We start from the raw sequence: 24,849 nt of genomic DNA, 5'->3' as shown, positions 1-24,849 counted from the left end.
ATGACCTCGCTGCAAAAGGCCCGTGCGCTGGCATTGCTCATCCCCACGGCGTTGCTTGCCGGTGCCTGGGGGTTCCAGCTGATCGGACACCTTTACCCATGCGAGATGTGCCATTGGCAGCGATGGCCGCATTATGCCGCATTGCCGATCGCCTTGCTGGCGTTCGTGCCGGGCATGCCGCAGCGGCCGCTGGTCGCGCTGGCGGCGATCGCGATCGCGGTCAGCGGTGCGATCGGCGTCGCGCATGCCGGCGTCGAATATCATTGGTGGCAGGGGTTCACCCCGTGTACCTCGACCTTCAGCAGCAGCGGCGACACGTTGAGCGCGATCATGAATGCGCCGGTGGTGCGCTGCGACGCGCCGCAATGGACCTTTGCCGGGATTTCGCTGGCGGGGTTCAACGCGATCGTCTCACTGGGCGGCGCCTTGGTCATCCTGGCCCTGCTGACTCGCCGGAGCCGTGCGGCATGAGCCGTTGGCGCCCCGGCGACCCCAAGCCGCGGACCGACTCGATGATTCGGGTCGACCAGGCCGGCGAATATGGTGCGACGCGCATCTATGCCGGTCAGCTGGCGATCATGGGCGACCGCACGCCGGCCGCGCGCGAGATCGCCGGCATGGCGCGGCAAGAGGAACGCCATCGCGCGTTCTTCGACAAGATGATCGCCGATCGAGGGGTGCGCCCGACCTTGCTCCAGCCATTCTGGACGGTCGCCGGTTTCGCGCTCGGCGCGGCGACCGCGGCGATCGGCCCCGAAGCCGCGATGGCCTGCACCGCGGCGGTCGAAACCGAGATCGACAAACATTATTCAGAACAGCTTCAGCAATTGGGCGATAGCGATCCCGCATTGTCGGCGGCGATCGCGGAATTCCAGGCCGAGGAGGTCGAGCATCGCGAGACCGCGCTGGCGCACGGTGCCGAATCGGCCCCAGCCTATCCGCTTATGTCGGCGCTGATCCGGCTCGGCTGCCGAGTAGCGATCGAAACCGCCAAGCGCTTCTAGGCGTTGGCGGGAGGAGGAGACGAGGATGCGTAACATTGCCCCGGGCCTGTTGGCCGCGACCATGATCGCGATGCCTGCGACCGCACAAGTCGCGGGTCCCGGCGTGCCCCCGCCGCCCAAGCCGACCACGCCCGGCCAGGTGTCTCGCAACGCGCCGGTCAACGGCGTTCTGGTGCTCTATGGCAACGAGAAATGCCCGACCGACCGCGACGGCAACGAGATCGTCGTCTGCACGCGCCGCGACGCCGCCGAACAATTTCGCGTCCCCAAGGAATTGCGCGACTTCAAGGTCACCCCGCAGAACGAGAGCTGGGCGATGCGCGCGCAGGGCACGCTCAATACCGGCGCCTCAGGGATCGGCTCGTGCTCGGCGATCGGGCCGGGCGGATCGCTCGGTTGCTCGCAACAGCAGTTCCGGGAAAACAAGCTGATCAACAAGGACCGCAAGGCGGCCGAGGAAGAGGGGAAATAGGCCCCGCCCAGCGCTCCTGCTGAAGCAGGAGCCCAGGGTTACGACGGGAAAAGCTTGCGGCCCTAGGCTCCTGCTTTCGCAGGAGAACCGGTTGGGCTTCCATCTAATCGCCCTCGACCCTAGGGTCCCTCTGCATCAGCAGGGGACACAATGGCAACCTTATTCCTGAAAGCCGATGCGAAGGTCGGCTCGCTCGCTCCCAATTGGTACGACAAGGCGTTATCCGCCGCGGCGACGCTGTTGCTCGCGGCCGTCGTCGTCGCACTGGCGCGGGGCATGGCGCAATGGCCCCAGGTCCCCGGCGTGGTCTGGGCACATTTGGTCACGGTACTGATCGCGCTCATACTGACGCCCTGGATGCTGTTGCGGCCGCGCGGCACCAAGGCCCACCGCCTACTCGGCAAGATCTGGGTGACGGCGATGGTCGCTACCGCCGCGCTCAGCCTGTCAAGACGATCAACCCCGGCCATTTCAGCGTCATCCATATCCTGTCGATCTTCACGCTGGTGATGGCGCCGCGCGTCTGGCTGACCGCGCGCGCGCATCAGGTGGCGCGGCATCGCGCGACGGTGCGCGGGCTGGTGACCGGCGCGTTGCTGATCGCGGGGTTCTTCACCTTGCCGCCGTTCCGGCTGCTTGGCGGCTGGTTGTTCGGCTGAGGCAATGGCGCGGACGCGGTTGCTGCTGTTCGCGCTGGTCTGGCTGTCGTGCGTGTGGTTCGGGTCGTGGGCGCTCAATCCCAATAATGCGACACGGATCTATGCGGGCATCGCGCTGGTCGAGCGTGGCGATGCGCGGATCGACGCCTACCAGGCGCTGACGATCGACAAGGCCGAGTTCGGCGGCCATTTCTACATGGACAAGGCGCCGGGGATGACCCTGTTGTCGCTGCCCGCGATGGCGATCGCCGACCATGTCGGGCGGCCGCTCGAATATGTCCCGCCGACGATCTACGACGCGAGCTTCGAACATTACATGACCGTGCGGCTGCGGCTGGCAGTGGCGATGGTGAGCGCGGTCATCACCGCGCTGGCAGCGCTGGCGATGCACGATCTCGGCTATCGGCTGACAGGAAGCGCGAGCGGCGCGCTGGTCGCGAGCCTGGGTTTTGCGCTGGGGACGCCGGTCTGGGGCTGGTCGACGACCTTGTTCGGACACGCGCCGGTGGCGGGGCTGTTCGTCATCGCGGTATGGGCATTGTGGCGCGCGAGCGAGGGCCGGGCGATGCGCTTCGCAGCGATCGGCGGCGCGGCGCTGGGGCTGGCGGTGCTGATCGAGTTCGAGGCGGCGCTGGCGGGGTCGGTGATCGCGATCTGGGGAGCGTTGCGGCTGTGGCGGGCTGATCGGCGCGCGGTGGCGGCAGCGGCGGTCGCTGGACTTGTAACGCTGTTAGTGCCGTTCATGACCTACAATTTGATCGCGTTCGGCACGCCATTTCGGCTCGGCTATCAGGGCGTAGTCGGCTTCGCCGGCATGGATCAGGGGCTGTTCGGCCTGACCACCCCCAAGCCGATGGCGCTGCTCAAGATCCTGGTCGGTATGCGACGGGGATTGCTGTGGGTGGCGCCGGTGCTGATCCCGGCCTTTGTCGGATTGTGGTTACTCGGCAGGAAGCATCGTGAGCTGGCGGTGATGCTGGCGGCAGCGGCGCTCACCGTGCTGCTGGTCAATTCGGCCTATGTCTATTGGGACGGCGGCCACTCGACCGGCCCGCGCCATTCGGTTCCGGCGATCGGCCTGATCGCGATCGGCCTGGCGCCGTTCTGGGCGCGGCTGCGGTTCACGTGGGAACGCGCATTGACCGTCGCGCTATTGCTAGTGTCGATGGTCATCAACCTGATGATCGCAGCGGCGAACATCACCACGCCGGATACCTATCGCTTTCCGCTGGCCGATCCGATCCTGACCAATTGGCAGAGGGGAGAACTGAGGACGCTGCCGAGCGATTTTCTGGGGTGGAGTCCCGCCGCCGGGGTGGTTGCGTATTTGGTGCCGGTGTTACTGCTGACAGGGCTAATGCTGGCCCGACGACCTACCAAACGATAACCGGCGCTGTACGAATACGGAAACGCGACCTTTGCCCGGTCAGAGGGTGGCGGAGGACGGTGAGCCCTCCGCCGTTCTTGTCAGAGGGCGGCCGTGGCAGTCCGCGGGCGGGTCGAATTATGGCCCCCCGCATTGTCCAGCACGTCGCGGATCGTTTCGGCGGACGTCGTGCCGTCGCTATTGTCGACCGACACGAACACGCCGCCGTTGTTCACGCGATCCTCGTAATAGGCCGCATCTTCGTGGCCGACACCATGATCGCCGAGCACCTTGGTCAGCCCGCCGGCTGCGCCACCGATAGCGGCGCCGGTGATGGCGGCACCCGGAATCGCCGACGAGGCAATGGCGCCTGCGGCGACCAGTGGCCCGACGCCAGGAATCGCGAGCGCGGCGATGCCGAGCAACGTACCGATGCCCGCACCGGCGGCGACCTTGCCAACGAAGTCGGTGGTCTCTTCGGCGCCGCTTCCGTCGGTTTCGGTGTGCTTGCCATCCTGCTGCGCGACGATCGAGATCGCGGCGTCGCTTACCCCTACTCGGCGCAATTCGCTCACGGCACGCTCGGCGTCCGCACGGTTGTCGAAGACGGCGGAAACGATGTTCGGGTTCATATTACTCTCCTACAGGGCCAGAGCGGCCGAATTGCCCAAACCCCCGCCGCTCAGCTCATGTTCCGCTCATTCGTACCAACCCACATTAGGAAGGCTTGGCCTGCCCGCTCGCCGCCGATACACTCCGCCCCGCTGCGTGACTGGCGAAACCGTGGGGCACCACATGGGAGCGTAGCCGAACTACCGCCGCTCGCCTGGGCATTCCCGCAATCGAGAGGAGTCCCGTGTCATGGCCAGCATTCCGCCGATCTCTGTCGCCTTCCTGCTATTCCCCAACGTCACCCAGCTCGATCTGACCGGGCCGGCGCAAGTGCTGTCGCGGCTGGGCAATGTGACGCTCGATCTGGTGTGGAAGGATCGCGATCCGGTTACGACCGATGCCGGGTTCGCGATCATGCCGACCGCGACTTTCGCCCAGGTGCCGCGCGCCGACATCCTGTGCGTCCCCGGCGGAATGGGGGTGACCGAGGTGATCGCCGACGACGAGGCGATGGCCTGGGTGCGCGCGGTCGGAGCCGAAGCGAACTGGGTAACGAGCGTTTGCACCGGGTCGCTGATCCTGGGCGCGGCGGGGCTGCTCAACGGCTATCGCGCGGCGACGCATTGGTCGTGGCGCGACTATCTCGCCATGTTCGGGGCGGAGATGGTGCCCGAGCGCGTCGTCATCGACCGCAACCGGGTGACCGGCGGCGGCGTGACCGCGGGGATCGACTTCGCGCTGACCTTGATGGCCGAAGTGCGCGGTCCGGACTTCGCCAAGGCGGTGCAGCTAAGCCTGGAATATGACCCCGCGCCGCCGTTCGATGCGGGGTCACCCGAGAAAGCGGGCCCCGAACTGGTCGCGACCTATCAGCGGCGGGTGGCGCAACTCGCGCCCGACCGTGAGGCCCAGTTCAGGGCTGCGGCGGCGCGGCTCGGTTTTTTCTGACGCCGCGCAGGCGGTGCCACAGATAGAAAGCGACTACCGCGACCAACAGTGCCGCGATGACCACATCGGCCGAGTGGAACGCCGCTTTCAGCCGCGGGTCGCTGTTCCAAGCCTTGCCCAGTTTCATGCCGACCCAGGCGAGCCCGAAGCACCACGGCCACGAGCCGAGGAAGGTATAGATGTGGAACGGCACCAGCCGCATCCGCGCGACCCCTGCGGGAAAGGCGATGAACGAGCGGATCACCGGCAACAGCCGCCCGATCAGCACCGCGATCGATCCGTAGCGCGCAAAGAAGCGGTCGGCGGCATCGATCTCGCCAGGGCCGACCAGCACGTACTTGCCCCATTTGAGCGCGAGCGGTCGGCCGCCGCGCTTGCCGATCTCATAGGCGACGATCGAGCCGAGGTTGCAGCCGATCGCGCCCGCGGTCGCGGCGAGATAGAGGTCGAACCGACCGGTCGAGACGAGATAGCCGGCGAACGGCATGATGATTTCGGACGGCAGCGGAATGCACGCGCTCTCGATCGCCATCAGCAGCACGATGCCCAGATAGCCGCCGGTCGAGATCACGGCGATAATGATGCCGGCGAGCCAGCCCAGGATTTTCTCGATCATGGGACCGACCGATGCGCAGAATGGCCGTTTGGGGTCAATCGGCAATCGGGAGCGACAGCCTTATCGGGCGCGCGCAACCAACTGGCTATGGATCGCGCGCGCCTCGGCCAACAGGTCGCCGCTCACGCCCTCTACCGCATGTGCCGACGGCGGCCGCAGACCATCGCCCGAGCCCAGCGCCACACCCGTCGCGGCGGCAATGCGCGCAACGCCGGCGGCCGGCTGGGCGCACAACGCGTCGTAATCGACGAACACTTGCCGCGCCCTCACCTCGCCCGGCTGGTCGAGCAACAAGCGGTGCACCGCACGCCAGATCGCCAGCCAGTAATCGATCCGGTCGGTCGGCTCGCTCGAAGCGGGAGCGCCGGGGATTAAAGGCGGCCGGTGGCTGCGACCGAATTCGTAATGGCCGAGCCAACGCATATAGCTCGCGCGGAACGGATCGGCCCGGCCGAGCGCGACTGAGCGGCGATGCTGACTGAGCAGCGACGCCGCTTGTTGCAAGGGATCGCGAAACGGATGGATCAGCACCGCGTCGGGGAAGGCCGCGACAATGCCGCCCAGGCGCAGCACGTTGGCGTTGTTCTTCGACAGATAGCGCGGGCGATCATAGCGGTGGCGCACCAAGGCGACGAGATCTCGGAACGCGTCGACGCTGTCGGGCAGCGGCTCGTGCGGATGGACGTGGCTGCGCGTGATGTAGCGTTTGCCCTCGGTGCTGCGCCAGAACACTTCCTCGATCGCCTCCGGGCTGTCTAGGTCGTGCGCGATGCCGTCGCCATGGCCGCGCTCCTGCGCCGCGACGTCGTGGCGCGAGCGCCTGCTCATTTTCTGCCAGCTGTTGGGCGCGAGCGGGAACGGCATGTCGCGATAAGTGAGCGAGGCGAATTGACCGCTGTCGTGGAGCAAACGGAGCAGGATCGTGGTGCCGGCGCGCGCCAGCCCGGTGACGAATACCGGCGCGCCGCCGTCGCGCGCGCGGGCGACGGCGCCATAGCGTGCGCGCTCGAGGTCGAACGAGAGGTCGAGCACCGCCGGGTTCATCGCCAGGCGGTGGAGCAGACGGTCAGCGCGGCTGTAGCCGCCGCCGGCCGAGACGCCATCGGGCGATGACATAGATCAGACTCACGAAAAGGATGAGGAGACGCTCTTGCCAGTCGAAAAAGGCGGCGCGCACGCCGAGCGGCACCGTCCCGTCGACCAGCAGCAGCAGGACGACGGGCGCAATCACCAGCACCAGGATCGCCCCTGCGGTCAGCGACGATGCCATCATGCGGCCGGCCAGGATGCGCGTCGCGCGCTCCTTCAGATGATCGGACACGCCGCGCCGGGCAAGCACGGCGCCGGCGCGACGGCCGAGCGCGGCAAGGCTGGCGAAGCGCGGCACGATGCGCAGCCGGCGCGCGAGTTCGCCCGCCACGGCGATCGCGGCGAGCAGCAGCAAGATCGGCGCGATCGCCCCGGTCATGCCTTGCTGTCGCGCGGCGGCGCCGCTGGGCGCTGGCGCAGGCCGCGGATCAGTCGCTTGACCGGGTACCAGACCAGCGAAACGGTCATCAGGAACACCGAACCCAGGATGCCGAGCACCACGCCGATCGCGCCGAGCCCGACGCCGGGGCCGCTATAGGCCTGGGCGATCGCCGGGATCATCGTCAGCAGGATTGCGCCGGTCAGCGCGGAGATGCGGTGGGGGGTCATGTGCATTGCTCCCTGGCAGTGGCCGTCTTGACGGCGGAGAGGACCCCGGGATCACTGGGGTCGAGATAGCGGCTCCAGCTCAGCCACAAGCGACGGCCGGAGGAATCGGCGGAGACGTAGCGCCAGCGCAGGCTGCCGTCGGGGGCGATACGCATCAACTGGCCGCGCTCGGTCTCCTCGACCATCACGTCGCCGTTCGACAGCGGCGTGGCGCGCCCCTGGGTCGCGGTGGTGATGCCGCGCACCGCGAAGGTGGTGGCCAGCGGCGAACTCACCTTGTCAGTCGCCAGATCGTAGATCAGCAAACGGCTATTGCCGTCGACGCGGCGCCCCGCCACGCCCCAGCGCACGTGATTGTCGAACACCATGATGCGATGATCGTCGAGGATCGAGACGTCATGCTGCGCCGACCACGGCCCCGCGCGCGTCCACAGGATGCGGCCGGTCGACGGGCGATAAAGCGCGATCAGCGACATGTTGCGAAGCGACAGGATGACGTCCCCCTGTTGCCAGTAAGGACCCGATGTCAGCACCGGCTCGATATCGTTGAGGTGGAACGGGTCCTCTTCATAGGGCCGGCCGCGCCACAGCCCGCCGAGATCGTTGCGATCGAGGATGTCGATCAATCGCTCGACACGGATCAGCCGACCTTTCTCGTCGACCTGCGCCAGCGCCTCATCGGCGAATTTGGCGCCGACACCGGGAACGTTGGATCGCGTCAGCCGATAGGGAATCCACAGCGTGCCGTCGGCGGCGCGTTCGAGCGAATGGTGGAATATGCCGTCGATCACCCAACGCGGCCGCCCGCAGCCGTCGATCCGCGACAAGGGCGTGTTGTCGTGGATCAACAGATCACCATTGGCGAGCAGCATCGGATGCATCGGCCGCATGCGATCGACGCTCTTATCGCGATAGAGGTCGACGATCGCCGAATGGAAACGCGAGTGTGCGTTGATCGCGGCGACGTCGGGCAGCCATTCCTTGACCATCCTACCGTCGGATAAGCGGATCAGCTGAACCGTCGCGCGACCGCGCTTGGTGTCATAAGGAGTGATCAGCGCATAACCGGGATCGATGAAAGACCGCGCGGGATTGCGCTGGAACCCGCCGGGGAGCTTTTCGTAAGGCGGCGTGGCGAACGGCGCGGCGCCTTTCCACCAATCGCCGATCGTGTCGGGTATCTCCGCGATCTGCGCTGCCGCGACACCCAGCGCGCCATGCTTCTCCGCGCTGCGCGCGAGCGCCGCTACCGCGACGACCAGGATCAGCGACAGGTTGAAGACGAGGACGAGCATCCAGACCGGCACCCGGCGCGCGAGCAACGGTATCTCCCGCCGCTCTTCGACGGCGTTCTCGTCGCGGGCCATCAGCACCCCGCTCGCTCTGAATCCCGGCCGCCGCCAGCCGTCATGTCGTCCCCTTCGTCGCGCTGCGGCCGGGCTAAGCGCGATTTGTCGCATAAGTTTGTCACTGGGACAGGATCATTGCCCCTTGCTTGCGCTTGTGTTGCGATGGAGTTGCGGCACCGGGCGCAGCGGTAACGCGCCGGCAATAGTCGCGATCAACGGTCAAGGCGGTTGGCAACAGCCTTGAGATCGTGGACGAATTTGGCGAATTCCGCGTGCCGCGCTTCCTCGTCGGGCAGCCGAAGCAGGAAGCTGGGATGGACGGTGATCCAGGCCTCCCCGATCTCGGGCAGGTCGTGCGGCCGGCCGCGTTCGCGGCTGATCGTTACCGTCTTGCCGAACAAGGACCGCGCCGCGGTTGCGCCCAGCGCCACCGTCACGCGCGGCTTCAATAGTGCAAGTTCCTGCTCGATCCACCAGCGGCAGGCGGTGATCTCGCCCGCATCGGGCTTGGAATGGATGCGGCGTTTGCCGCGCAGTTCGAATTTGAAATGCTTGACCGCGTTGCTGACATAGACGCGGGCGCGGTCGATCCCCGCCTCCGCCAGCGCGCGGTCGAACACTTGCCCGGCCGGGCCGACGAACGGCTTCCCCGCCAGATCCTCCTGGTCGCCCGGCTGTTCGCCGACAAAGACCAGATCGGCATCGATCGGGCCTTCGCCGAACACGGTCTGGGTCGCGTGCTTGTAGAGATCGCAGCGCCGGCAATGCATCGCCTCGTCGCGGAGCGCCGCCCAGGCGGCCTCGACATTGTCTCCGGTCTTCGCGCGTGCTGTCGCGACCATCACCTGCTCCCGTGCCTGCGCCCCCGCGATCAACTCGGGTACCAACGCGGTTTCCGGCATGTTTTTCCAATATTTGCGCGGCATTTCCTTGAGCATCGCGCCGATCTTGACCCGCGCCGGGTTGAAGATCGACGCATAATAGGTCTTCCACACCACCTCGACCGGATCGCCCTCGGGCGCATCGGCCTTCGACGCGCCGGGGCCCTGGGTCAGGCGCTTGCCGTCCCAATGGATCGAGAGCTCGGGAGTCAGGATCGACCAGCGCATCGTCGCGAACCGATCGACGAAGAAGCCGGCATTGGCGCGGACAATGTGATGCTCGGGCTCGAACCAGGCGATGTACCGCGTCCCGCCATCATCACGCGCCTCGCGGAAACGCACGAACGCGCGCATCTTGTGGATGTCGCGGCGGACCGCCTTCGCCATGCCCTCGATCTTGCGGACCAGCGGATCGGCCTGGTCCTCCATTAGCCCAGGTTCGCGGAGCACGCGGTCGAGCAAGGTGTGTAGCAAAGCAAAGCGCTGGCGGTCGGCATGAAGGATCGCCGAGCGCGCAAGGTCGATGAAGCCGCGCGGCACCGAGAACGCGCCGCGATCGACGGGGACCACGGGCATCTCCCCGGCGAACAACTCGCCCGGGTCGTCCTCGCCGACCTGCCACACCATTTGATCGGGCGGCACCTGGTCAAGCACCAGGCCGCGCACCGCGTCGCGCCAGCCGTCGAAATCGTCTTCCGCCTCCAGCGTGACGATCCGCATCAGCGCACCGGCGCGGTCGTGGCGGTCGTGGCGGTCGCTTTCATGCCCAGGTCCATTCAGCCGAACAGCTCCATTTGCTTCGCCTTGGGCGCGACCAGCGGGCGGAGGTCGGCCCGAAGATCGTCCTTGTCGGCGAGCGCGACGGGTTTCCAGTCGCTGGCGATCAGGAACGGGCGGACCTTGGCGACCGATGCGGTCAGCCGGCCGATATCGGCAAGCGCGAGCCGCCGCCAACGCCGCGCGGCGAGGATGCGGTCGACCGCGCGCGTGCCAAGCCCCGGCACGCGCAGCAGCGCCTCGCGCGGCGCGCGGTTGACGTCGACCGGGAAGCGGTCGCGGAACTTGAGCGCCCAGGCGAGCTTGGGATCGATGTCGAGCGGCATCATCCCCGTCGCGTCGTCGGCTGCCGCGGCAACTTCGCCGGGAGTGTAATCGTAAAAGCGCATTAGCCAGTCGGACTGGTACAACCGGTGCTCGCGCATCAGCGGCGGGCGTTTCAACGGCAGCACCGCACTGGCGTCGGGAATCGGCGAGAAGGCCGAATAATAGACGCGGCGCAGGTCGAACTTGCCATAGAGCCCGGCGGCGCGCGTCACGATGTCGCGGTCAGTCGCGGCGTCGGCGCCGACGATCATCTGGGTCGACTGGCCGGCAGGAGCAAAGCGCGGCGCGGATTTGTAGCGGCGGGTGGCGTCGCCGGCATCGACGATGTCGCGCTTCATCCCCGCCATCGCGCCCTCGATCCGGCCCGCGTCCTTTTCGGGCGCGAGCCGTTCGAGCCCGGCGCGGGTCGGCAACTCGACATTGATCGACACGCGATCGGCATGGGCGCCGGCGCGATGGACCAGTTCGGGATCGGCGTCGGGAATGGTCTTCAAATGGATATAGCCGCGGAAATCGTGATCCTCACGCAAGGATCGCGCGACCTCGACGATCTGCTCCATCGTGTAGTTGGACGATCGGATGATGCCCGAGGAGAGGAACAGTCCCTCGATATAATTGCGCCGGTAGAAAGCGAGCGTGAGCTGGACGACTTCGTCGGTGGTGAAGCGCGCACGGCGCACGTTCGAGCTCTTGCGGTTGATGCAATAATGGCAATCGAACACGCAGCTGTTGGTCAGCAGGATCTTGAGCAGCGAGATGCAGCGTCCGTCGGGCGCATAAGCATGGCAGATGCCCATGCCCTGGTCGGTCGAGCCGATTCCTTTGCCCCCGCGCGAGTCGCGCTTGACCGAGCCTGACGACGCGCACGAGGCATCATATTTGGCGGCGTCGGCGAGGATTTCGAGCTTTTGACGGGTGTCGAGTTGGGCCACTCGTTCTCTATATGTTCACGCTGCCCCCGAGTCACTGATATGTATCAGTGGTCTGCCGTCAGGATGAAGGGCCGATGGTCCTGCAGGCGGCACTGCCGTTTCTGCAAATGTCGTGGAAATCGATCTGCGGTCGCGGCAGGCTGAACCCGATCTCGCGATTGACGAAGTCGAGCTCCACCCGGCCAAACAGCTTGAGCGAACTCATCCCCAGGATCAGTGCCGGTTGGTCGCGCAACCCAAACCGATCGAATGGCGGCACGTCGGCGAACACCAGCCCGAAATTGTCGAACCGGATGGTATCGATCTTGACGTTGCTGATCGAGACGAAATTGGCGGTAAAGGTCCGTCCGGTCACCGACGTGATCGCCACCGGTCCATATGATCGCGGCGTTTTCTTCGCCAGCTTGAGCATGGCGGTGTTGCCGACGCTGAGCCACGATCCGGTATCGATGATCACCGCGATCGGCTGATTGTTGAACCACGCCTTGGTCACGATCAGCTGACCGGTACGCGATTGGGCGCGAATGACGAAATCGCCAGAGGCGTGGCGCCGCCCAGGTCGCAGCAGCATCCGTCGCGCACCGAAATCAAGCACGACCTTCTGCCCCTGGAGCGCGTCGATGCCGAGCATGCCCGGCGCACCGATATCCGCTAGCAGCAGCTGCGGCGCCTCCATCGCTGGCGTACCGAGCTTGCCCGCGGTGAGCGACGGCACTTTTACCGTCGCGACCTGAGCGGCGCCGGTGAAGTCGAACAGCTTCACGTCCGTGCCCGGCAACAGCTTGAGATAGCTGGCGAGTTCGCGCGAAACGACCGAGCGCTCGGCCCCGGTATCGATGATGAACGGAAAAGGCCCGTGCGGCCCAATCGTCACGGGGACCGTCATGCGATCGGTTCGTTCGCCGATGGTGAGCACATCCGGCGCGGGTTCCGCGGCGGGAACGGAGGCGACCGGCTTGATCGAGGGTTGCGCCTGTTGCGCGGCAAGGGGCGGTCCGGCCATTGTACCGATGCCAAGCGCCAGCAGGGGAATGAACCCGCGCATGGCCGGATCATACGCCCGTTTCGGACGTGTACCAAGCGGATAATACGCCCCGAAGTTGCGCTCAGTCGAGCCGCATCGCCTCCTGGGCCAGGCTTTCCGCTTCCGACAGCAGCGCGTCGTCGGCGAGGCCCGTCGCGACATTCTCCCGGCCGATCAGCGTCAGCACCGGGACCGCCAGCGGCGATACGCGGTCGAGCATCACATGCAACATCGTGTTGCCGGCGCGGTCGAGCAGATCCGCGAGGCGCCCGACGTCGGTCATCCGTGCGCGGGCATCGGCCCAGGCGGCCTGGAGCAGCAGATGGCCAGGCTCGTATTTGCGCAGCACGTCGTAGATCAGGTCAGTCGAGAAAGTGACCTGTTTGCCGGTCTTGCGCTTGCCGGGATGCTGACGCTCGACCAGCCCGCCGATCACCGCGACCTCGCGGAACGCGCGCTTGAGCAGATGCGATTGCTGAACCCAATCGACAAATTCGTGTTCGAGGATATCGGGCGAGAACAGACTGGCCGGATCGGTTACCGGATCGAGCGAATAGCAGCCGATGGCATAGTCGCTGGCGACGAATCCCAGCGGTTTCAGCCCCTGCGTCTCCATCCGCCGGGTGAGCAGCATGCCAAGCGATTGGTGCGCGTTCCAGCCCTCGAAACTATAGGCGACCATATAGTGGCGCCCGTCACGCGGAAAGGTCTCGATCAGCAATTGGCCGGGTTCGGGCAGGCGCGAACGATAGGACTGCACTTCGAGCCATTGGCGCACATCGTCGGGAAAGCGCGCCCATTCCTCCGGATGCGCGAGGAAAGCGCGCACGCGGTCGGCAAGATGAGTCGAGATCGGCATGCGCGCGCCGCCATAGGTCGGGATCCGCGCCGGCCGGGCCGAAGCGCGGACCAGCACGTCCTCGGTGTCGATCCGGATCACTTCGCAGCTCATCCCGGCGAAGAAGAAAGTGTCGCCGTTCGACAGCGAGGCGGCGAACGCCTCTTCCACCTTGCCGAGCAGGCGGCCGTTCTTGAACCGCACGTTGAGCATCGCCGCCTCGACGATGATCCCGGCATTGAGGCGATGCTGCTGGACGAAGCGCGGGTGGCTGACGCGCCAGGTCCCGTCGGGCTCTTGGGTCAACCGCTTGAAGCGGTCATAGGCGCGCAGGGCATAACCCCCGTCGCGGATGAAGCTGAGCACGCGCTCGAAGGTCTCCGCATCGAGCGCCGAATATGGCAGGGCGCCTTGCACTTCGCTCAGCATCTCGTCGCCCTGAAATGGTGCGGCGCAGGCGCAGGCCATGATGTGCTGGGCGAGCACATCGAGCGCGCCGAGGCGAAAGGGCTCGTTATCGAGTTCGCCCATCTCGACCGCGTCGATCGCCGCGCGCGCTTCGAGATATTCGAAGCGGTTGCCGGGAACGATGATCGCCTCGCTCGATTCGTCGAGCCGGTGATTGGCGCGGCCGATCCGCTGCAGCAGGCGTGACGAGCCCTTGGGCGCGCCCATCTGGATCACGCAATCGACATCGCCCCAATCGACCCCGAGATCGAGGCTGGCGGTGGCGACCAAAGCGCGCAACCGGCCCGCCGCCATCGCGCCCTCCACCTTGCGCCGCGCCTCTTTCGACAGGCTGCCGTGATGCACGCCGATCGGCAGCGACATCACATTCACTTTCCACAGATCCTGGAAGATCAATTCGGCGAGGCTGCGCGTGTTGCAGAACACGATCGTCGTGCGCCGCGTCTCGATCTCCGCCATCACTTGTTCGGCGGCGTAGCGCCCCGAATGGCCGGCCCAGGGCACGCGGCCTTCAGGCAGCAGGATGGTGATGTCGGGATCGGCACCGGGCTCGCCGAGCACGAGATCGACCATGTCGATATCGCCGTCGGGGGCAAGCCAGGCGCGGTAGGAATCCGGGTCGGCAACGGTCGCCGATAGTGCAACGCGGCGCATATCGGGCGCGATCCGCTGCAGCCGCGCCATGCATAGCGACAACAGGTCGCCGCGCTTGCCGCTGGCGAAGGCGTGAACCTCATCGACCACGACGCGCTTGAGCCCGGCGAACATCAGAAAGCTGTCGGGATAGCTCAGCAGCAGCGACAGGCTTTCGGGCGTGGTCAGCAGGATCTGCGGCGGGCGGACACGCTGGCGCGCCTTACGGTCGCTCGGCGTATCGCCGGTGCGCGTCTCGACACGGATGTCGAGTCCCATCTCCTCGATCGGAGTTAGCAGGTTGCGCTGGACGTCGACCGCGAGCGCCTTGAGCGGCGAGACGTAGAGCGTGTAGAGACCCTCGCTCGGAGTCTCGATCAGTTCGGCCAGCGTCGGAAGGAATCCCGCCAGCGTCTTGCCAGCCCCGGTCGCCGCGACGAGCAAGGCATGATGCCCGGCACGCGCGGCGTCGAGCATCTGGAGTTGATGCCGCCGCGGGCGCCAGCCGCGCGCGGCGAACCAGTCGGTCAAGGGTTGGGGGAGAGGAGTCACCCGACCGATATAGGGTGCGGGCCGCCGATCGCGCTATGGCGCCGGCGGAGCACCCGCCGGCCGGGCGATCAGCTTCGGCGCCGCTTTGCTGTCGACCGCCAGCCTCGCGCGCTCGCCCTCTGCGCGGTCCTGAAGCGACAGCCACGCCGTGTCCCCCTGGGTCCCCATCCGCAGCCCTTCGGCATATTCGCCCAGCGGGTTCTGGTAGTTGACCACCAGCCCGGCGAACCCGGTCTTATCGTTGGCGGTGAGGAGCACCGCATCGCCACCGGGACGGTCGAGCGACAGGATGGCGCGGCCATTATCGAGGAAGCTGAACCCGCCGCGCTCATTGCCTTTGGCATCGTGGATCAGCAGGCCGTAAGCACTGGCAATCCGCGGATAGGCCTTGCCATCGACCAGCACCGGCGGCTGCTCGCCCAGCACCAGGCGATCGGCGCCGCCGGGGCCGAGCACGACGATCGACGCGGTCTGCGCGTTCTTGCGCAGGCGACCGTCGGTGGGCGGCGGTGCGCCGATCAGGATACGCGGCTTGCCCGCGGCGTCGACGATACGGATCGCTTGCGCCTCGATCGTGCCGGGCGCGGCGGGCGCGAGCGCCATCAGCAACGCCGCCGCGCCACCCAGTCCGGCCACGGCCAATATCAACCGTTGCCGCCTGACCGTGCGTTCAAGCCGATCGAGCCGCTGATCGAGAGCCGTTTGCTGCATCCGTTTCCTCCTTATTTGCGGACAAGATGGAACAGGAACGCCCGCCGCGCCATATTGGCGTGATGACCAAGCTCGGCGACTGGATCACGCCCCATCCACAGGGGATCTATGTGGCGCCGGCCGATGTCTGGATCGATCCGTCGGTGGCCAGCCCGCGCGCGCTGGTGACGCACGGTCACGCTGATCACGCTCGCGGCGGGCATGAAGCAGTGTGGGCGACGCCCGAGACGCTGGCGATCATGGAGGCGCGCTACGGTCCGCAGGCCGGACACGCCGTCCACTATGGCGAGCCGCGCGACATGGGCGGAGTCGAGGTCGAATTCGTCCCCGCCGGCCATGTGCTGGGATCGGCGCAGATAGTGCTGAGATATCGCGGCGAGACCATCGTCGTATCGGGCGATTACAAACGCCGCCCCGACCCGACCTGCGCGCGGTTTGAGCCCGTAAAATGCGATGTCTTCGTGACCGAGGCGACGTTCGGCCTGCCCGTCTTTCGCCATCCGGAGACGCATGACGAAATCGACAAATTGCTTGCCGCGTCGCGCGCCAATCCCGATCGCTGCGTGCTGGTCGGCGCCTATGCCTTGGGCAAGGCGCAACGCGTGATCCGCGAGCTGCGCGACATGGGCTATGACGATCCGATCTACATCCATGGCGCGCTGCAGCGGCTATGCGACCTCTATGTCGAACTGGGCGTCGATCTCGGCGAGCTTCGCCCCGCCACCGGCGTCGCCAAGGCCGAATTGCAGGGGCGGATCGTGCTATGCCCGCCCGGCGCGCTCAACGATCGCTGGTCGCGGCGGTTGCCCGACCCGATCACCGCGATGGCCAGCGGCTGGATGCGGGTCCGCCAGCGCGCGCGGCAGAGACTGGTGGAACTGCCGCTGATCCTGTCCGACCATGCCGATTGGGACGAATTGACCGAAACACTGATCGAGATCGCACCCAGGGAAGTGTGGGTGACGCATGGCCGCGAGGACGCGCTGATCCATTGGTGCGAGACGCGGCAGATCAAGGCACGCGCGCTGGCGCTGGTCGGCTATGAAGACGAGGACGATTGACCGCGCTCAGTATTTTCGAAAAGAGGGTACGGAAAGGGAGAGCGGGATGCGGGCAGTGGTCAAGCGCGGGCAGCGGCTGGAACTCGATGAGATCGTCGAGCCGACGCCCGACAAGGGACAGGCGTTGGTACGGACTCTCCGTTGCGGCATCTGCGGGTCCGATCTCCACGCGCTCCACCATATGGACAAGATGGTCGCCGAGCGCGCCGGCGGTACGCCGCGGCCCTTACCGGACATGGTGATGGGGCATGAATTCTGCGCCGAGATCCTCGATTACGGTCCCGACACGCCGCATCGGCTAAAGCCCGGAACGCGTGTGGTCTCAGTTCCCGTCACCAATTCTTCCAAAGGCTATCATCCCGTCGGCTATTCGCCCTCGGCGCCCGGTGGCTTTGCCGAGTGCATGCTGCTCGACGAGCGGTTGTTGCTCGAAGTGCCCAACGGACTGTCGGACGATCTCGCCGCGCTGACCGAGCCGTTCGCGGTCGGTGCGCATGCCGTCGCCAGAGCAGCGCTCGAGCCCGGGTCGGCGTCTTTGGTTATCGGTTGCGGGCCGGTCGGGCTGGCGATCATCGCCGCGCTCAAGATCGCCGGCAAGGGACCGGTGATCGCCGCGGATTTCTCGCCGCGCCGCCGCGCCGAGGCCGAGCGAATGGGCGCCGACGTGGTGGTGGACCCGGCGGTCGACGGGCCGCACAGGAAATGGACCGACTATGGCGTCCCCGCGACCGAGGCGGAGGCGCACATCGCCAGAATGGCAGGCAAAATGCACGCGCGGCCGATCGTGTTCGAATGCGTCGGCGTGCCGGGCATGGTGCAGCGGATCATCGAGGATTGCCCGCCCGGCGCGCAGATCGTCGTCGCCGGCGTGTGCATGGAGCCCGACAGCTTCCGGCCGTCGATGGCGATCACCAAGCAGCTCAACCTCGAATTCGTCTATGGCTATACGCCCGACGAGTTCGCCGCGACGTTGCGCGAGATCGCCGAGGGAACCGTCGATGCCGGGCGGATCATTACCGGGACGGTCGATCTGGGCGGCGTGCCGCAGGCGTTCGACGATTTGAGCGATCCCGAAAACCACGTGAAGATCATGGTCGATCCGACCATCGCCTGATAGGAACCCAATTCCGACTTCGAGCGCTTTGATGGCGCGAAAAGGAGAGGACCATGGCCGCGGCCGACGTCAAATTGCTCGCTCCTGCCAGCGAGCTCGCCGAGAAGGCGCGTCATCCCTATCCCGACGAAAGCGCCGATTACGCCGAAGCGCGCAAGAAGCTGCTCGCCGAGGAAATCGAATTGCGCCGCCACCTAGAACGCGTCGCCGCGCAACGCCGCGCGCTACCGCCCGGACCAGTAGTCACGAAGGACTATCGCTTCCAGGGCAAGGACGGCGAGGTCGGCCTCGCCGACCTGTTTGAAGGCCATGACACGCTGGTCACCTATTGCTGGATGTTCGGCCCCGAGCGCGCGCGGCCATGCCCGATGTGCACGCAATTTCTGGGCCCGCTTGCCGCCAATGCGCTCGACCTACGCCAAAAGGTCGCGCTGGCGGTGATCGCGCGCTCGCCGGTCGACCGGCTGTACGATTTCGCCAAGGAACGCGGCTGGCGCGGCCTGCCGCTCTATAGCGACACCAGCGAAGCATTCGGCCGCGATCATAATGCGTGGCACGACGATGGCGACTGGCCGTCCTATGACGTGTTTACCAAGGATGCTGACGGGACGATCCGCCATTTCTGGGGGGCCGAACTGGGCGGTACCCAGGATCCCGGTCAGGACCCGCGCGGCGCGCCCGAAATGTCGCCTTTATGGAACGTGCTCGACACGATTCCTGCCGGGCGCGGCACCGACTGGTATCCGAGCATCGATTACTGATCCGGCGCCTTTTGCGCGCTATAGGTCGTGATCTTCTCGCTCGACGCGGCGTGCTCGCGGACCGCGCCCATCAGCTCGGCGATGCCGGGCGTGACGAAATGTTCCTGCAGCGCGGGCAGGTCGCGCCATTCCTCGAAAAACACCAGGCGGAGCGGATTTTCGGCATCGATATGAACCGCATGGCTGATGCAGCCGTCCTCGGTCCGCGAGCGGTGGACATGCGCGAGGCAGGCGTCGCGCAACGGCTCGAACTGCCCGTCCTTCGCGGTGATGCTGCCAGTGACGATGATCATGACGCCCTCTCCCTGGCCGGGAGGCTAACGCATTTTCGCGTTCCGGGAAACTAACGAAAGTATTGGAAAACAAGCGAAACAAAATAATGCTCGCTTATTCCGTGTCGCGCCCCGCTGTCCGGCATCAACCAGACCGGCGGCGAGATGCTCGACCCATCTTTCCGCGCCGGCGGCACAGCGCCCCCGCACGGCCGGGGTGACGTTAAAAAGAGCTGGCCGTCAGGCCGCCACCATCTCCGAATCGTGTGCGAACAGCCATTGCTCGGCCTCGACGCGGTTTTCGAAGCATTTCGCGGTGCGGCCGTTGAGCGCGCGCATCAATTGGCTGCGCGCGAGCGTGCGGTCGACGACGAATGCGAGTTTGCGCGACCGATAGGCGGGATCGGCGAGCAGGTTCTGGAAGGCGGCGACCACGTCCTGCGCCTGCACCTTCATCGCCCGCAGATCGTTGAGCGTGACATGCTGGTTGGGTCCGCAGGTCAGGCGGGCATGCTCCGCGGCGCGCGCGTCGCAAAATGCCTGGATGTCGTCGGGACTGAAGAAGCCGGACATGGTGATGCGAATCAAATCGCGCGAGGGCTCGGCCCGGACGGTGAACTGTGCAGCCATGCCGCTGGGTTACGGCGAATGTTTTGCTGAACGGTAAAAGACTAGCCGACTCCCTCCAGCGCCTTTTGCCGGCGGCGCTGGACCGAACTGCCGATCCCCAGCGCTTCGCGATATTTGGCGACGGTGCGGCGCGCGATGTCGAAACCCTTGGCGTTGAGCATATCGACCAAGGTATCGTCAGACAGGATCGCCTTCGGACTCTCCGCCGAAATGAGCGCGCGGATCGCCGACTTGACCGCCTGGGCCGACACCGCGTCGCCGCCATCGGCCGCCTGGATCGCCGAGGTGAAGAAATATTTGAGCTCGTACAGCCCACGCGCGCAGCTGAGATATTTATTCGAGGTCACTCGGCTGACGGTTGATTCGTGCATCTCGATCGCATCGGCGACCTGCTTCAGGGTCATCGGCTTCAGATGCGCGACGCCGTGGAGGAAGAACGCTTCCTGCTGTTTCACGATCTCGCTGGCGACCTTGATGATCGTGCGTTGACGCTGGTCGAGCGCCTTGACCAGCCAGTTGGCGCTGGCGAGCATCTCGCTCAGCCACGCCTTGGCCGTCTTGTCCTGCGGGCCCGAGGACAGCTCGACATAATAAGAGCGGTTGACCAGCACCTTGGGCAACGTCGCCGCGTTGATCTCGATCGCCCAGCCCTGTTTGGCGCGCGCGACATAGAGATCGGGCACCACCGCCTGCATCGGCTCGCCGCCGAATCGGCAGCCGGGCTTGGGGTCGTAATTGCGCAATTCGCGGATCATGTCCGCCAGATCTTCGTCGTCGACGTCGCAGATCCGCCGCAGCCGCGACATCTCGCCACGCGCGACCAGGTCGAGGTTGTCGATCAGCCGCACCATGCAGGGATCGTAGCGATCGGCCTCCTTGGCCTGGAGCGCGAGGCATTCAGCGAGGTCGCGCGCGCCGACCCCGGTCGGGTCGAACGTCTGGATCACCTTGAGCACGTGCTCGACATGCACCAGCGGCACACCGAGCCGGTTGGCGATGTCGATCAGCGGCGTGGTCAGATAGCCGGCGTCGTCGATCAGGTCGATCAGATGCCGAGCGACGAACATGTCGGGACCAGACAGCACTTCGCCCGCCTGGGTCAGCAAGTGATCGGCAAGCGTCAGGCTGGTGTCGGCAAACGCGTCGAGATCGGGACCGTCCTCGCTCGCCCCACCCGACGTGCCGCCGTTCATGCCGAGCGAACCGTCCATCCCGGCTTGATCGGACGGCGAATCGTGATGGAAACTCTCGGCCGCGAAATCGACGTCGAGCGAGGCCTCACCGCCGCTCTCGCCGTTCAGCAACGCATCGGCGCTGACGGGTTCCTCGCCCATCGCGGCCGGCGCTTCGCGTTCGACGATCGGGCCGTCATCGTCGCTGCCTGCGCTCGAACTGTCGAGCAACGGATTGCGCTCGATCTCCTCGGCGATAAAGGTTTCGACTTCAAGGTTCGACAGCGCGAGCAGGCGAATCGCCTGCTGCAACTGCGGCGTCATCACCAAAGATTGCGACTGCCGAAGGTCGAGACGCGGTGCCAGGCTCATCGCCGGTTTTCCGTCGCCCCGACGCAGGCCGGGGCCGGCACGCGATGGAGGGTCCTTCGCCGCCAGCGGCCCCGGCTTTCGCCGGGGCGACGAGTGGGGAAAAGGTCGCGCATCATCCTACAACGTGAAGCTTTCGCCCAAATAGAGGCGGCGGACATTCTCGTCGGCGACGAGTTCCTCGGGCGAGCCCGCGAACAGCACGCGGCCGTCATAAATGATGTAACCGCGGTCGACGATGTCGAGCGTCTCGCGGACATTATGGTCGGTGATCAGCACGCCGATGCCGCGCTTCTTCAGTTCGACGATCAGGTCGCGAATGTCGGAGATCGACAAAGGATCGATGCCGGCGAACGGCTCGTCGAGCAGCATGATCGAGGGATTGGCGGCAAGCGCCCGGGCGATCTCGGCGCGGCGGCGCTCGCCGCCCGACAATGCCATGGCCGGCGCGTCGCGCAGCCGGGTCAGGCCGAATTCGTCGAGCAACTGGTCGAGCCGGCGTTCGCGCGCGCCTTTGTCCGGCTCGGAGAGTTCGAGCACGGTGAGGATGTTCTTTTCAACCGACAGGCCGCGAAAGATCGAGGTTTCCTGCGGCAGATAGCCCAGGCCGAGGATCGCCCGACGGTACATCGGCAGCCCGGTGATATCGTCGCCATCGAGCATGATGCGGCCCGAATCGGGCTTCACCAGCCCCATCACCGAATAGAAGCAGGTGGTCTTGCCGGCGCCGTTGGGACCCAACAGGCCGATCACTTCGCCCGGGCCCACCGACAGCGACACGTCGGTCAGCACGACCCGCTTGTCGTACGACTTGGCGATCGACACGACCGACAGGCCGCGCATCACCGGCGATTCGGCGATCGGCGGAATTTCTTCCAGGGTAACGGCGTCGTTCATATCGGCTCCCTGAGTGCCCGCCTGTTGGTTACTGAATGGTTATCGGACGGGCAATTGGCAAGCTTTGTGCATGGCGCACGCCGGTGCCATGCACCGGCGCCTTGCCGCGGGCAAGCGCGCGCGCGGCGAATGCGCCAAAAAATCGGCCGAAAAATCGGGCTATCGGTTGCGCTTGGCCTTGCCGCTGAAGTGCATGGTCGCGCGTCCGTTGAGGCGCACCACGCGATTCTCGAGGTCCGCGTTCATCGTATCGGCGTTGAAATTCCCTTGCGGCAAGGTCCCGGAAACGCCGCCCGAGCCCTGCATCGTGCGCTTCCGCAAATCGACCGTCGCCGCCTTGCTTTGCAGGCTGTAGCCCTTGGGACCAGTGAAGGTGATCGGCCCCGACACATCGACCTGCTGGCTCTTCAGATTGTAATTGCCCTTGGGCGCCACAAGCTTGCCGGGACCATCCGTGAGCGAGATGTCGCCCATCATCCGGTCGATCTCGACGATCGGCTGGGTGGCGTCGCGCTGCACCGCCGATTGCGCGGTCAAGGTGAAGGGCTGGCCTTTGTCGTCCTGGCCGCGATAGGTCGCCGACTGCACGCGCAGGCGTTCCTTGGTGATTTCCACCTTGTTGCGATCGAGCACGAAACTGACGTCGCCGCCGGCGGTCAGCGGCAAGAACACCATCAGCGCGGCGACGACGCCGACGGCCGACGGCAGGACGACGCGCAGGATCGCGATCAATGTGTCGTGCCCGCTCCCCGGCGCCGCCCAGCGCTGACGCTCGGACCGCATCTGGAGCGCGACGTCAGACATGCGCGAAGATGTCGATTTCGGGCCAGCCGGCGAGATCGAGCTCGGCGCGCCACGGCAGGAAGTCGAAACAGGCCTGCGCCAGCTCGGCGCGGTTTTCGCGAACCAAACGGCGATCGAGTTCGTCGCGCAGGCGATGCAGATAGCGCACGTCGGACGCGGCATAATCCTTTTGCGCGTCGCTCAGCTCAGGACCGCCCCAATCGGACGATTGCTGCTGTTTCGAAATGTCCTGGCCGAGCAGCTCGCGGACCAATTCCTTCAGCCCATGGCGGTCGGTATAGGTGCGGACCAGCCGCGATGCGGTCTTGGTGCAATAGACCGGGGCGGCGGTGACGCCGAGATAGTGTTTGATCGCGGCGAGATCGAACCGCGCGAAATGATAGAGCTTGTCGCGTGCCGGATCGGCGAGCAGCGCCTTCAGATTAGGCGCGGCATAGTCGCTGCCGGGGCCGAAGCGGACGAGGTGCTCGTCGGGCCCGCCATCGGACAATTGCACCAGGCACAATCGGTCGCGCGGCGTGATCAGCCCCATCGTCTCGGTATCGACGGCGATCGCGGCACCGGGCGCGAACAGCCCGGCGGGAAGGTCTTCCTCATGGAGATATACGGTCATCGCCTAGCGCCTAGCCCTTCCGGGCCGAACGCTCAATGGCTGGGAAAATGCGGCGTTCAGTGAGCGGCGCCGTTCCCGCCTCGCCGCTCGCGCGCCTTGCGGCTCCAGATGTTGAGGATCTCAACGCCTGCGGAGAACGCCATTGCGGTATAGACATAGCCCTTGGGGACATGGACGCCGAAGCCGTCGGCGATCAGCACGAGGCCGATCATTAAGAGGAAGCCGAGCGCGAGCATCACTACGGTCGGATTCTTGGCGATGAAGTTGGACAAGGGATCGGCCGCCAGCAGCATCACTCCAACCGCGACCACCACCGCGACGATCATGATCGGCAATTCGTCCGTCATGCCGACCGCGGTCAGGATCGAATCGATCGAGAAGACCAGATCGAGCACCAGGATCTGGGCGATCGCGGACGCGAAGCCCAGCGACTTCTGGCTGTTGGTCTTGTCGAGCGGCGAGTCCGACTCGGCCGGATCGACGCTGTGATGGATCTCCGTCGTCGCCTTGTAGAGCAAGAACAGGCCGCCCGCGATCAGGATGAGGTCGCGAATCGAAAAGGCCGTTTCGAAACTGGGACTGCCATGCGCGTCGATCCCGCCGGTCAGCCCGAGATCGATCACCGGCGCGGTCATGCCGACGATCCAGCTGATCGTCGTGAGCAGCAGCAGGCGCATGATCAGCGCGAGCCCGATACCGATTCGCCGCGTGCGGGCACGGTCCGCCTCGGGCAATTTGTTCGACAGGATCGCGACGAAGACCAGATTGTCGATACCAAGCACGACTTCCATCATGATCAGCGTCAACAGCGCCGCCCAGGCGGCCGGACTGGCGAGAAGTTCGATGATCGACATGGGGCACGGCTGTGCCGTCTCGGCCACGCTCGCGCAAGTATCGCGACGACAAGGGCAGGAATGCCGACGATTTTGTTCGCGGCGAGGCCGATTTTCGGCTAAGACTCGCACTAAGGCGCTATTGGTTTGCGTCCGAAGGCCTGCGTCTGTCGTCCGACGCTTTGGTTCTTGAATGTGATACGGGGCGAACCGGAAAGACGAACAGGGCATGAGTTTCGATAAAGGTGGCCGTGGCAATCGTGGTGGTCGCGGCCGTGACAAGCGCGACAATTTCGGCGGTGACGAATTTGGCGGCGGCGGTGGAGATTTCGGCGGCGGTGGCTTTGGCGGCGGTAGCAGCTATGGCGGCGGCGGTGGCGGATATCGCGGCGGCGGTGGCGGCTTCGGCGGTGGTGGCGGCTTCGGCGGCGGCGGCGGCGGTGGTTTCCGCGGCGG

28 protein-coding genes, 1 pseudogene and 1 riboswitch are annotated in these 24,849 nt (G+C 65.8%); of the genes and pseudogenes, 10 read left to right on the top strand and 19 right to left on the bottom strand.

The window, feature by feature from the left end:
• From SAS01S_RS11865 to SAS01S_RS11845, 6 genes are all read left to right on the top strand, one after another.
• Entirely contained in the window at positions 1 to 471 is a 471-nt protein-coding gene (locus SAS01S_RS11865; RefSeq protein WP_066808169.1) for a disulfide bond formation protein B, read from the top strand.
• Positions 468 to 1,004: a demethoxyubiquinone hydroxylase family protein gene (locus SAS01S_RS11860; RefSeq protein ID WP_066808167.1), complete on the top strand. Its 537-nt coding sequence runs from the start codon at positions 468 to 470 to the stop codon at positions 1,002 to 1,004. The genes SAS01S_RS11865 and SAS01S_RS11860 overlap by 4 nt, the downstream gene beginning before the upstream one ends.
• Before the next feature lie 25 nt (positions 1,005 to 1,029).
• Positions 1,030 to 1,476 carry a hypothetical protein gene (locus tag SAS01S_RS22980; RefSeq protein ID WP_066808165.1) on the top strand — a complete coding sequence of 149 codons (447 nt, stop codon included), beginning with the start codon at positions 1,030 to 1,032 and terminating at the stop codon, positions 1,474 to 1,476.
• Positions 1,477 to 1,626: 150 nt separating this feature from the next.
• On the top strand, positions 1,627 to 1,986 hold the full coding sequence (locus SAS01S_RS11850) for a DUF2306 domain-containing protein (RefSeq protein ID WP_369405740.1): 360 nt from the start codon (positions 1,627 to 1,629) through the stop codon (positions 1,984 to 1,986).
• Entirely contained in the window at positions 1,983 to 2,135 is a 153-nt protein-coding gene (locus tag SAS01S_RS23335) for a DUF2306 domain-containing protein (protein WP_369405739.1), read from the top strand. Before SAS01S_RS11850 ends, SAS01S_RS23335 begins: the two co-directional genes overlap by 4 nt.
• A 4-nt stretch (positions 2,136 to 2,139) precedes the next feature.
• The gene (locus tag SAS01S_RS11845; RefSeq protein WP_066808163.1) at positions 2,140 to 3,522 is read left to right on the top strand and encodes a glycosyltransferase family protein; all 1,383 of its coding nucleotides are present in this window, start codon (positions 2,140 to 2,142) and stop codon (positions 3,520 to 3,522) included.
• An 80-nt stretch (positions 3,523 to 3,602) separates the two neighbouring features.
• On the opposite strand, the gene SAS01S_RS11840 is transcribed toward SAS01S_RS11845, so the two are convergent.
• Positions 3,603 to 4,133, bottom strand: coding sequence for a hypothetical protein (locus tag SAS01S_RS11840; protein ID WP_066808162.1), 531 nt, complete (start codon positions 4,131 to 4,133; stop codon positions 3,603 to 3,605).
• A gap of 126 nt (positions 4,134 to 4,259) precedes the next feature.
• A riboswitch (ZMP/ZTP riboswitch) is annotated at positions 4,260 to 4,340 on the top strand.
• A 22-nt stretch (positions 4,341 to 4,362) separates the two neighbouring features.
• On the opposite strand from SAS01S_RS11840, the gene SAS01S_RS11835 reads away from it, so the two are divergent.
• Positions 4,363 to 5,061, top strand: coding sequence for a DJ-1/PfpI family protein (locus SAS01S_RS11835; protein ID WP_066808160.1), 699 nt, complete (start codon positions 4,363 to 4,365; stop codon positions 5,059 to 5,061).
• On the opposite strand, the gene SAS01S_RS11830 is transcribed toward SAS01S_RS11835, so the two are convergent.
• From SAS01S_RS11830 to SAS01S_RS11785, 10 genes are all read right to left on the bottom strand, one after another.
• Entirely contained in the window at positions 5,027 to 5,677 is a 651-nt protein-coding gene (locus SAS01S_RS11830) for a DedA family protein (RefSeq protein ID WP_066808157.1), read from the bottom strand. The genes SAS01S_RS11835 and SAS01S_RS11830 overlap by 35 nt on opposite strands.
• 60 nt (positions 5,678 to 5,737) lie before the next feature.
• Entirely contained in the window at positions 5,738 to 6,793 is a 1,056-nt protein-coding gene (locus tag SAS01S_RS11825) for a sulfotransferase (RefSeq protein ID WP_066808155.1), read from the bottom strand.
• A complete protein-coding gene (locus SAS01S_RS22535) occupies positions 6,744 to 7,145 on the bottom strand; it encodes a hypothetical protein (RefSeq protein WP_066808153.1) in 402 nt (133 codons plus the stop codon). Before SAS01S_RS22535 ends, SAS01S_RS11825 begins: the two co-directional genes overlap by 50 nt.
• Entirely contained in the window at positions 7,142 to 7,375 is a 234-nt protein-coding gene (locus tag SAS01S_RS11815) for a hypothetical protein (RefSeq protein WP_157082786.1), read from the bottom strand. Before SAS01S_RS11815 ends, SAS01S_RS22535 begins: the two co-directional genes overlap by 4 nt.
• Positions 7,372 to 8,742 carry an arylsulfotransferase family protein gene (locus SAS01S_RS11810; protein WP_066808150.1) on the bottom strand — a complete coding sequence of 457 codons (1,371 nt, stop codon included), beginning with the start codon at positions 8,740 to 8,742 and terminating at the stop codon, positions 7,372 to 7,374. Before SAS01S_RS11810 ends, SAS01S_RS11815 begins: the two co-directional genes overlap by 4 nt.
• A gap of 194 nt (positions 8,743 to 8,936) precedes the next feature.
• The gene (locus SAS01S_RS11805) at positions 8,937 to 10,325 is read right to left on the bottom strand and encodes a UdgX family uracil-DNA binding protein (protein ID WP_066808148.1); all 1,389 of its coding nucleotides are present in this window, start codon (positions 10,323 to 10,325) and stop codon (positions 8,937 to 8,939) included.
• 56 nt (positions 10,326 to 10,381) lie between these two features.
• Positions 10,382 to 11,641, bottom strand: a complete 1,260-nt coding sequence (locus SAS01S_RS11800) for a putative DNA modification/repair radical SAM protein (protein WP_066808146.1) — start codon at positions 11,639 to 11,641, stop codon at positions 10,382 to 10,384.
• A 58-nt stretch (positions 11,642 to 11,699) separates the two neighbouring features.
• A complete protein-coding gene (locus SAS01S_RS11795; protein ID WP_218016290.1) occupies positions 11,700 to 12,644 on the bottom strand; it encodes a retroviral-like aspartic protease family protein in 945 nt (314 codons plus the stop codon).
• 103 nt (positions 12,645 to 12,747) lie between these two features.
• Positions 12,748 to 15,156: a ligase-associated DNA damage response DEXH box helicase gene (locus SAS01S_RS11790; RefSeq protein WP_084238890.1), complete on the bottom strand. Its 2,409-nt coding sequence runs from the start codon at positions 15,154 to 15,156 to the stop codon at positions 12,748 to 12,750.
• 33 nt (positions 15,157 to 15,189) lie between these two features.
• Positions 15,190 to 15,867 carry a hypothetical protein gene (locus tag SAS01S_RS11785; RefSeq protein ID WP_066808141.1) on the bottom strand — a complete coding sequence of 226 codons (678 nt, stop codon included), beginning with the start codon at positions 15,865 to 15,867 and terminating at the stop codon, positions 15,190 to 15,192.
• A 62-nt stretch (positions 15,868 to 15,929) separates the two neighbouring features.
• Here SAS01S_RS11785 and SAS01S_RS11780 point away from each other — a divergent pair, with 62 nt between their 5' ends.
• From SAS01S_RS11780 to SAS01S_RS11770, 3 genes are read left to right on the top strand one after another with little or no spacing between them, the layout of a single operon-like run.
• Positions 15,930 to 16,928: a ligase-associated DNA damage response exonuclease gene (locus SAS01S_RS11780; protein ID WP_066808199.1), complete on the top strand. Its 999-nt coding sequence runs from the start codon at positions 15,930 to 15,932 to the stop codon at positions 16,926 to 16,928.
• Between the two features lie 46 nt (positions 16,929 to 16,974).
• Complete coding sequence (locus SAS01S_RS11775; protein ID WP_066808139.1) at positions 16,975 to 18,042, top strand: zinc-binding dehydrogenase; 1,068 nt, start codon at positions 16,975 to 16,977, stop codon at positions 18,040 to 18,042.
• 53 nt (positions 18,043 to 18,095) lie between these two features.
• The gene (locus tag SAS01S_RS11770; protein ID WP_066808137.1) at positions 18,096 to 18,803 is read left to right on the top strand and encodes a DUF899 family protein; all 708 of its coding nucleotides are present in this window, start codon (positions 18,096 to 18,098) and stop codon (positions 18,801 to 18,803) included.
• On the opposite strand, the gene SAS01S_RS11765 is transcribed toward SAS01S_RS11770, so the two are convergent.
• From SAS01S_RS11765 to SAS01S_RS23015, 8 genes and pseudogenes are all read right to left on the bottom strand, one after another.
• Positions 18,797 to 19,096: a putative quinol monooxygenase gene (locus SAS01S_RS11765; protein WP_066808135.1), complete on the bottom strand. Its 300-nt coding sequence runs from the start codon at positions 19,094 to 19,096 to the stop codon at positions 18,797 to 18,799. The genes SAS01S_RS11770 and SAS01S_RS11765 overlap by 7 nt on opposite strands.
• 219 nt (positions 19,097 to 19,315) lie before the next feature.
• The gene (locus tag SAS01S_RS11760) at positions 19,316 to 19,705 is read right to left on the bottom strand and encodes an STAS/SEC14 domain-containing protein (protein ID WP_066808133.1); all 390 of its coding nucleotides are present in this window, start codon (positions 19,703 to 19,705) and stop codon (positions 19,316 to 19,318) included.
• Positions 19,706 to 19,746: 41 nt separating this feature from the next.
• Positions 19,747 to 21,249: an RNA polymerase factor sigma-54 gene (gene rpoN, locus SAS01S_RS11755; RefSeq protein ID WP_066808131.1), complete on the bottom strand. Its 1,503-nt coding sequence runs from the start codon at positions 21,247 to 21,249 to the stop codon at positions 19,747 to 19,749.
• A 117-nt stretch (positions 21,250 to 21,366) separates the two neighbouring features.
• Positions 21,367 to 22,143, bottom strand: a complete 777-nt coding sequence (lptB, locus tag SAS01S_RS11750; RefSeq protein ID WP_066808129.1) for an LPS export ABC transporter ATP-binding protein — start codon at positions 22,141 to 22,143, stop codon at positions 21,367 to 21,369.
• 159 nt (positions 22,144 to 22,302) lie between these two features.
• Complete coding sequence (gene lptC / locus SAS01S_RS11745; protein ID WP_066808123.1) at positions 22,303 to 22,947, bottom strand: LPS export ABC transporter periplasmic protein LptC; 645 nt, start codon at positions 22,945 to 22,947, stop codon at positions 22,303 to 22,305.
• On the bottom strand, positions 22,940 to 23,560 hold the full coding sequence (locus tag SAS01S_RS11740) for a ribonuclease D (RefSeq protein ID WP_066808121.1): 621 nt from the start codon (positions 23,558 to 23,560) through the stop codon (positions 22,940 to 22,942). The genes lptC and SAS01S_RS11740 overlap by 8 nt, the downstream gene beginning before the upstream one ends.
• 56 nt (positions 23,561 to 23,616) lie before the next feature.
• Entirely contained in the window at positions 23,617 to 24,414 is a 798-nt protein-coding gene (locus SAS01S_RS11735) for a TerC family protein (RefSeq protein ID WP_066808119.1), read from the bottom strand.
• A 118-nt stretch (positions 24,415 to 24,532) separates the two neighbouring features.
• Positions 24,533 to 24,849: pseudogene (locus tag SAS01S_RS23015) on the bottom strand (hypothetical protein); the annotation flags it as partial.

Source organism: Sphingomonas asaccharolytica NBRC 15499 (genome assembly GCF_001598355.1).
GTDB classification, from domain to species: domain Bacteria; phylum Pseudomonadota; class Alphaproteobacteria; order Sphingomonadales; family Sphingomonadaceae; genus Sphingomonas; species Sphingomonas asaccharolytica.
This window is presented reverse-complemented; position numbering and strand designations above follow the sequence as displayed.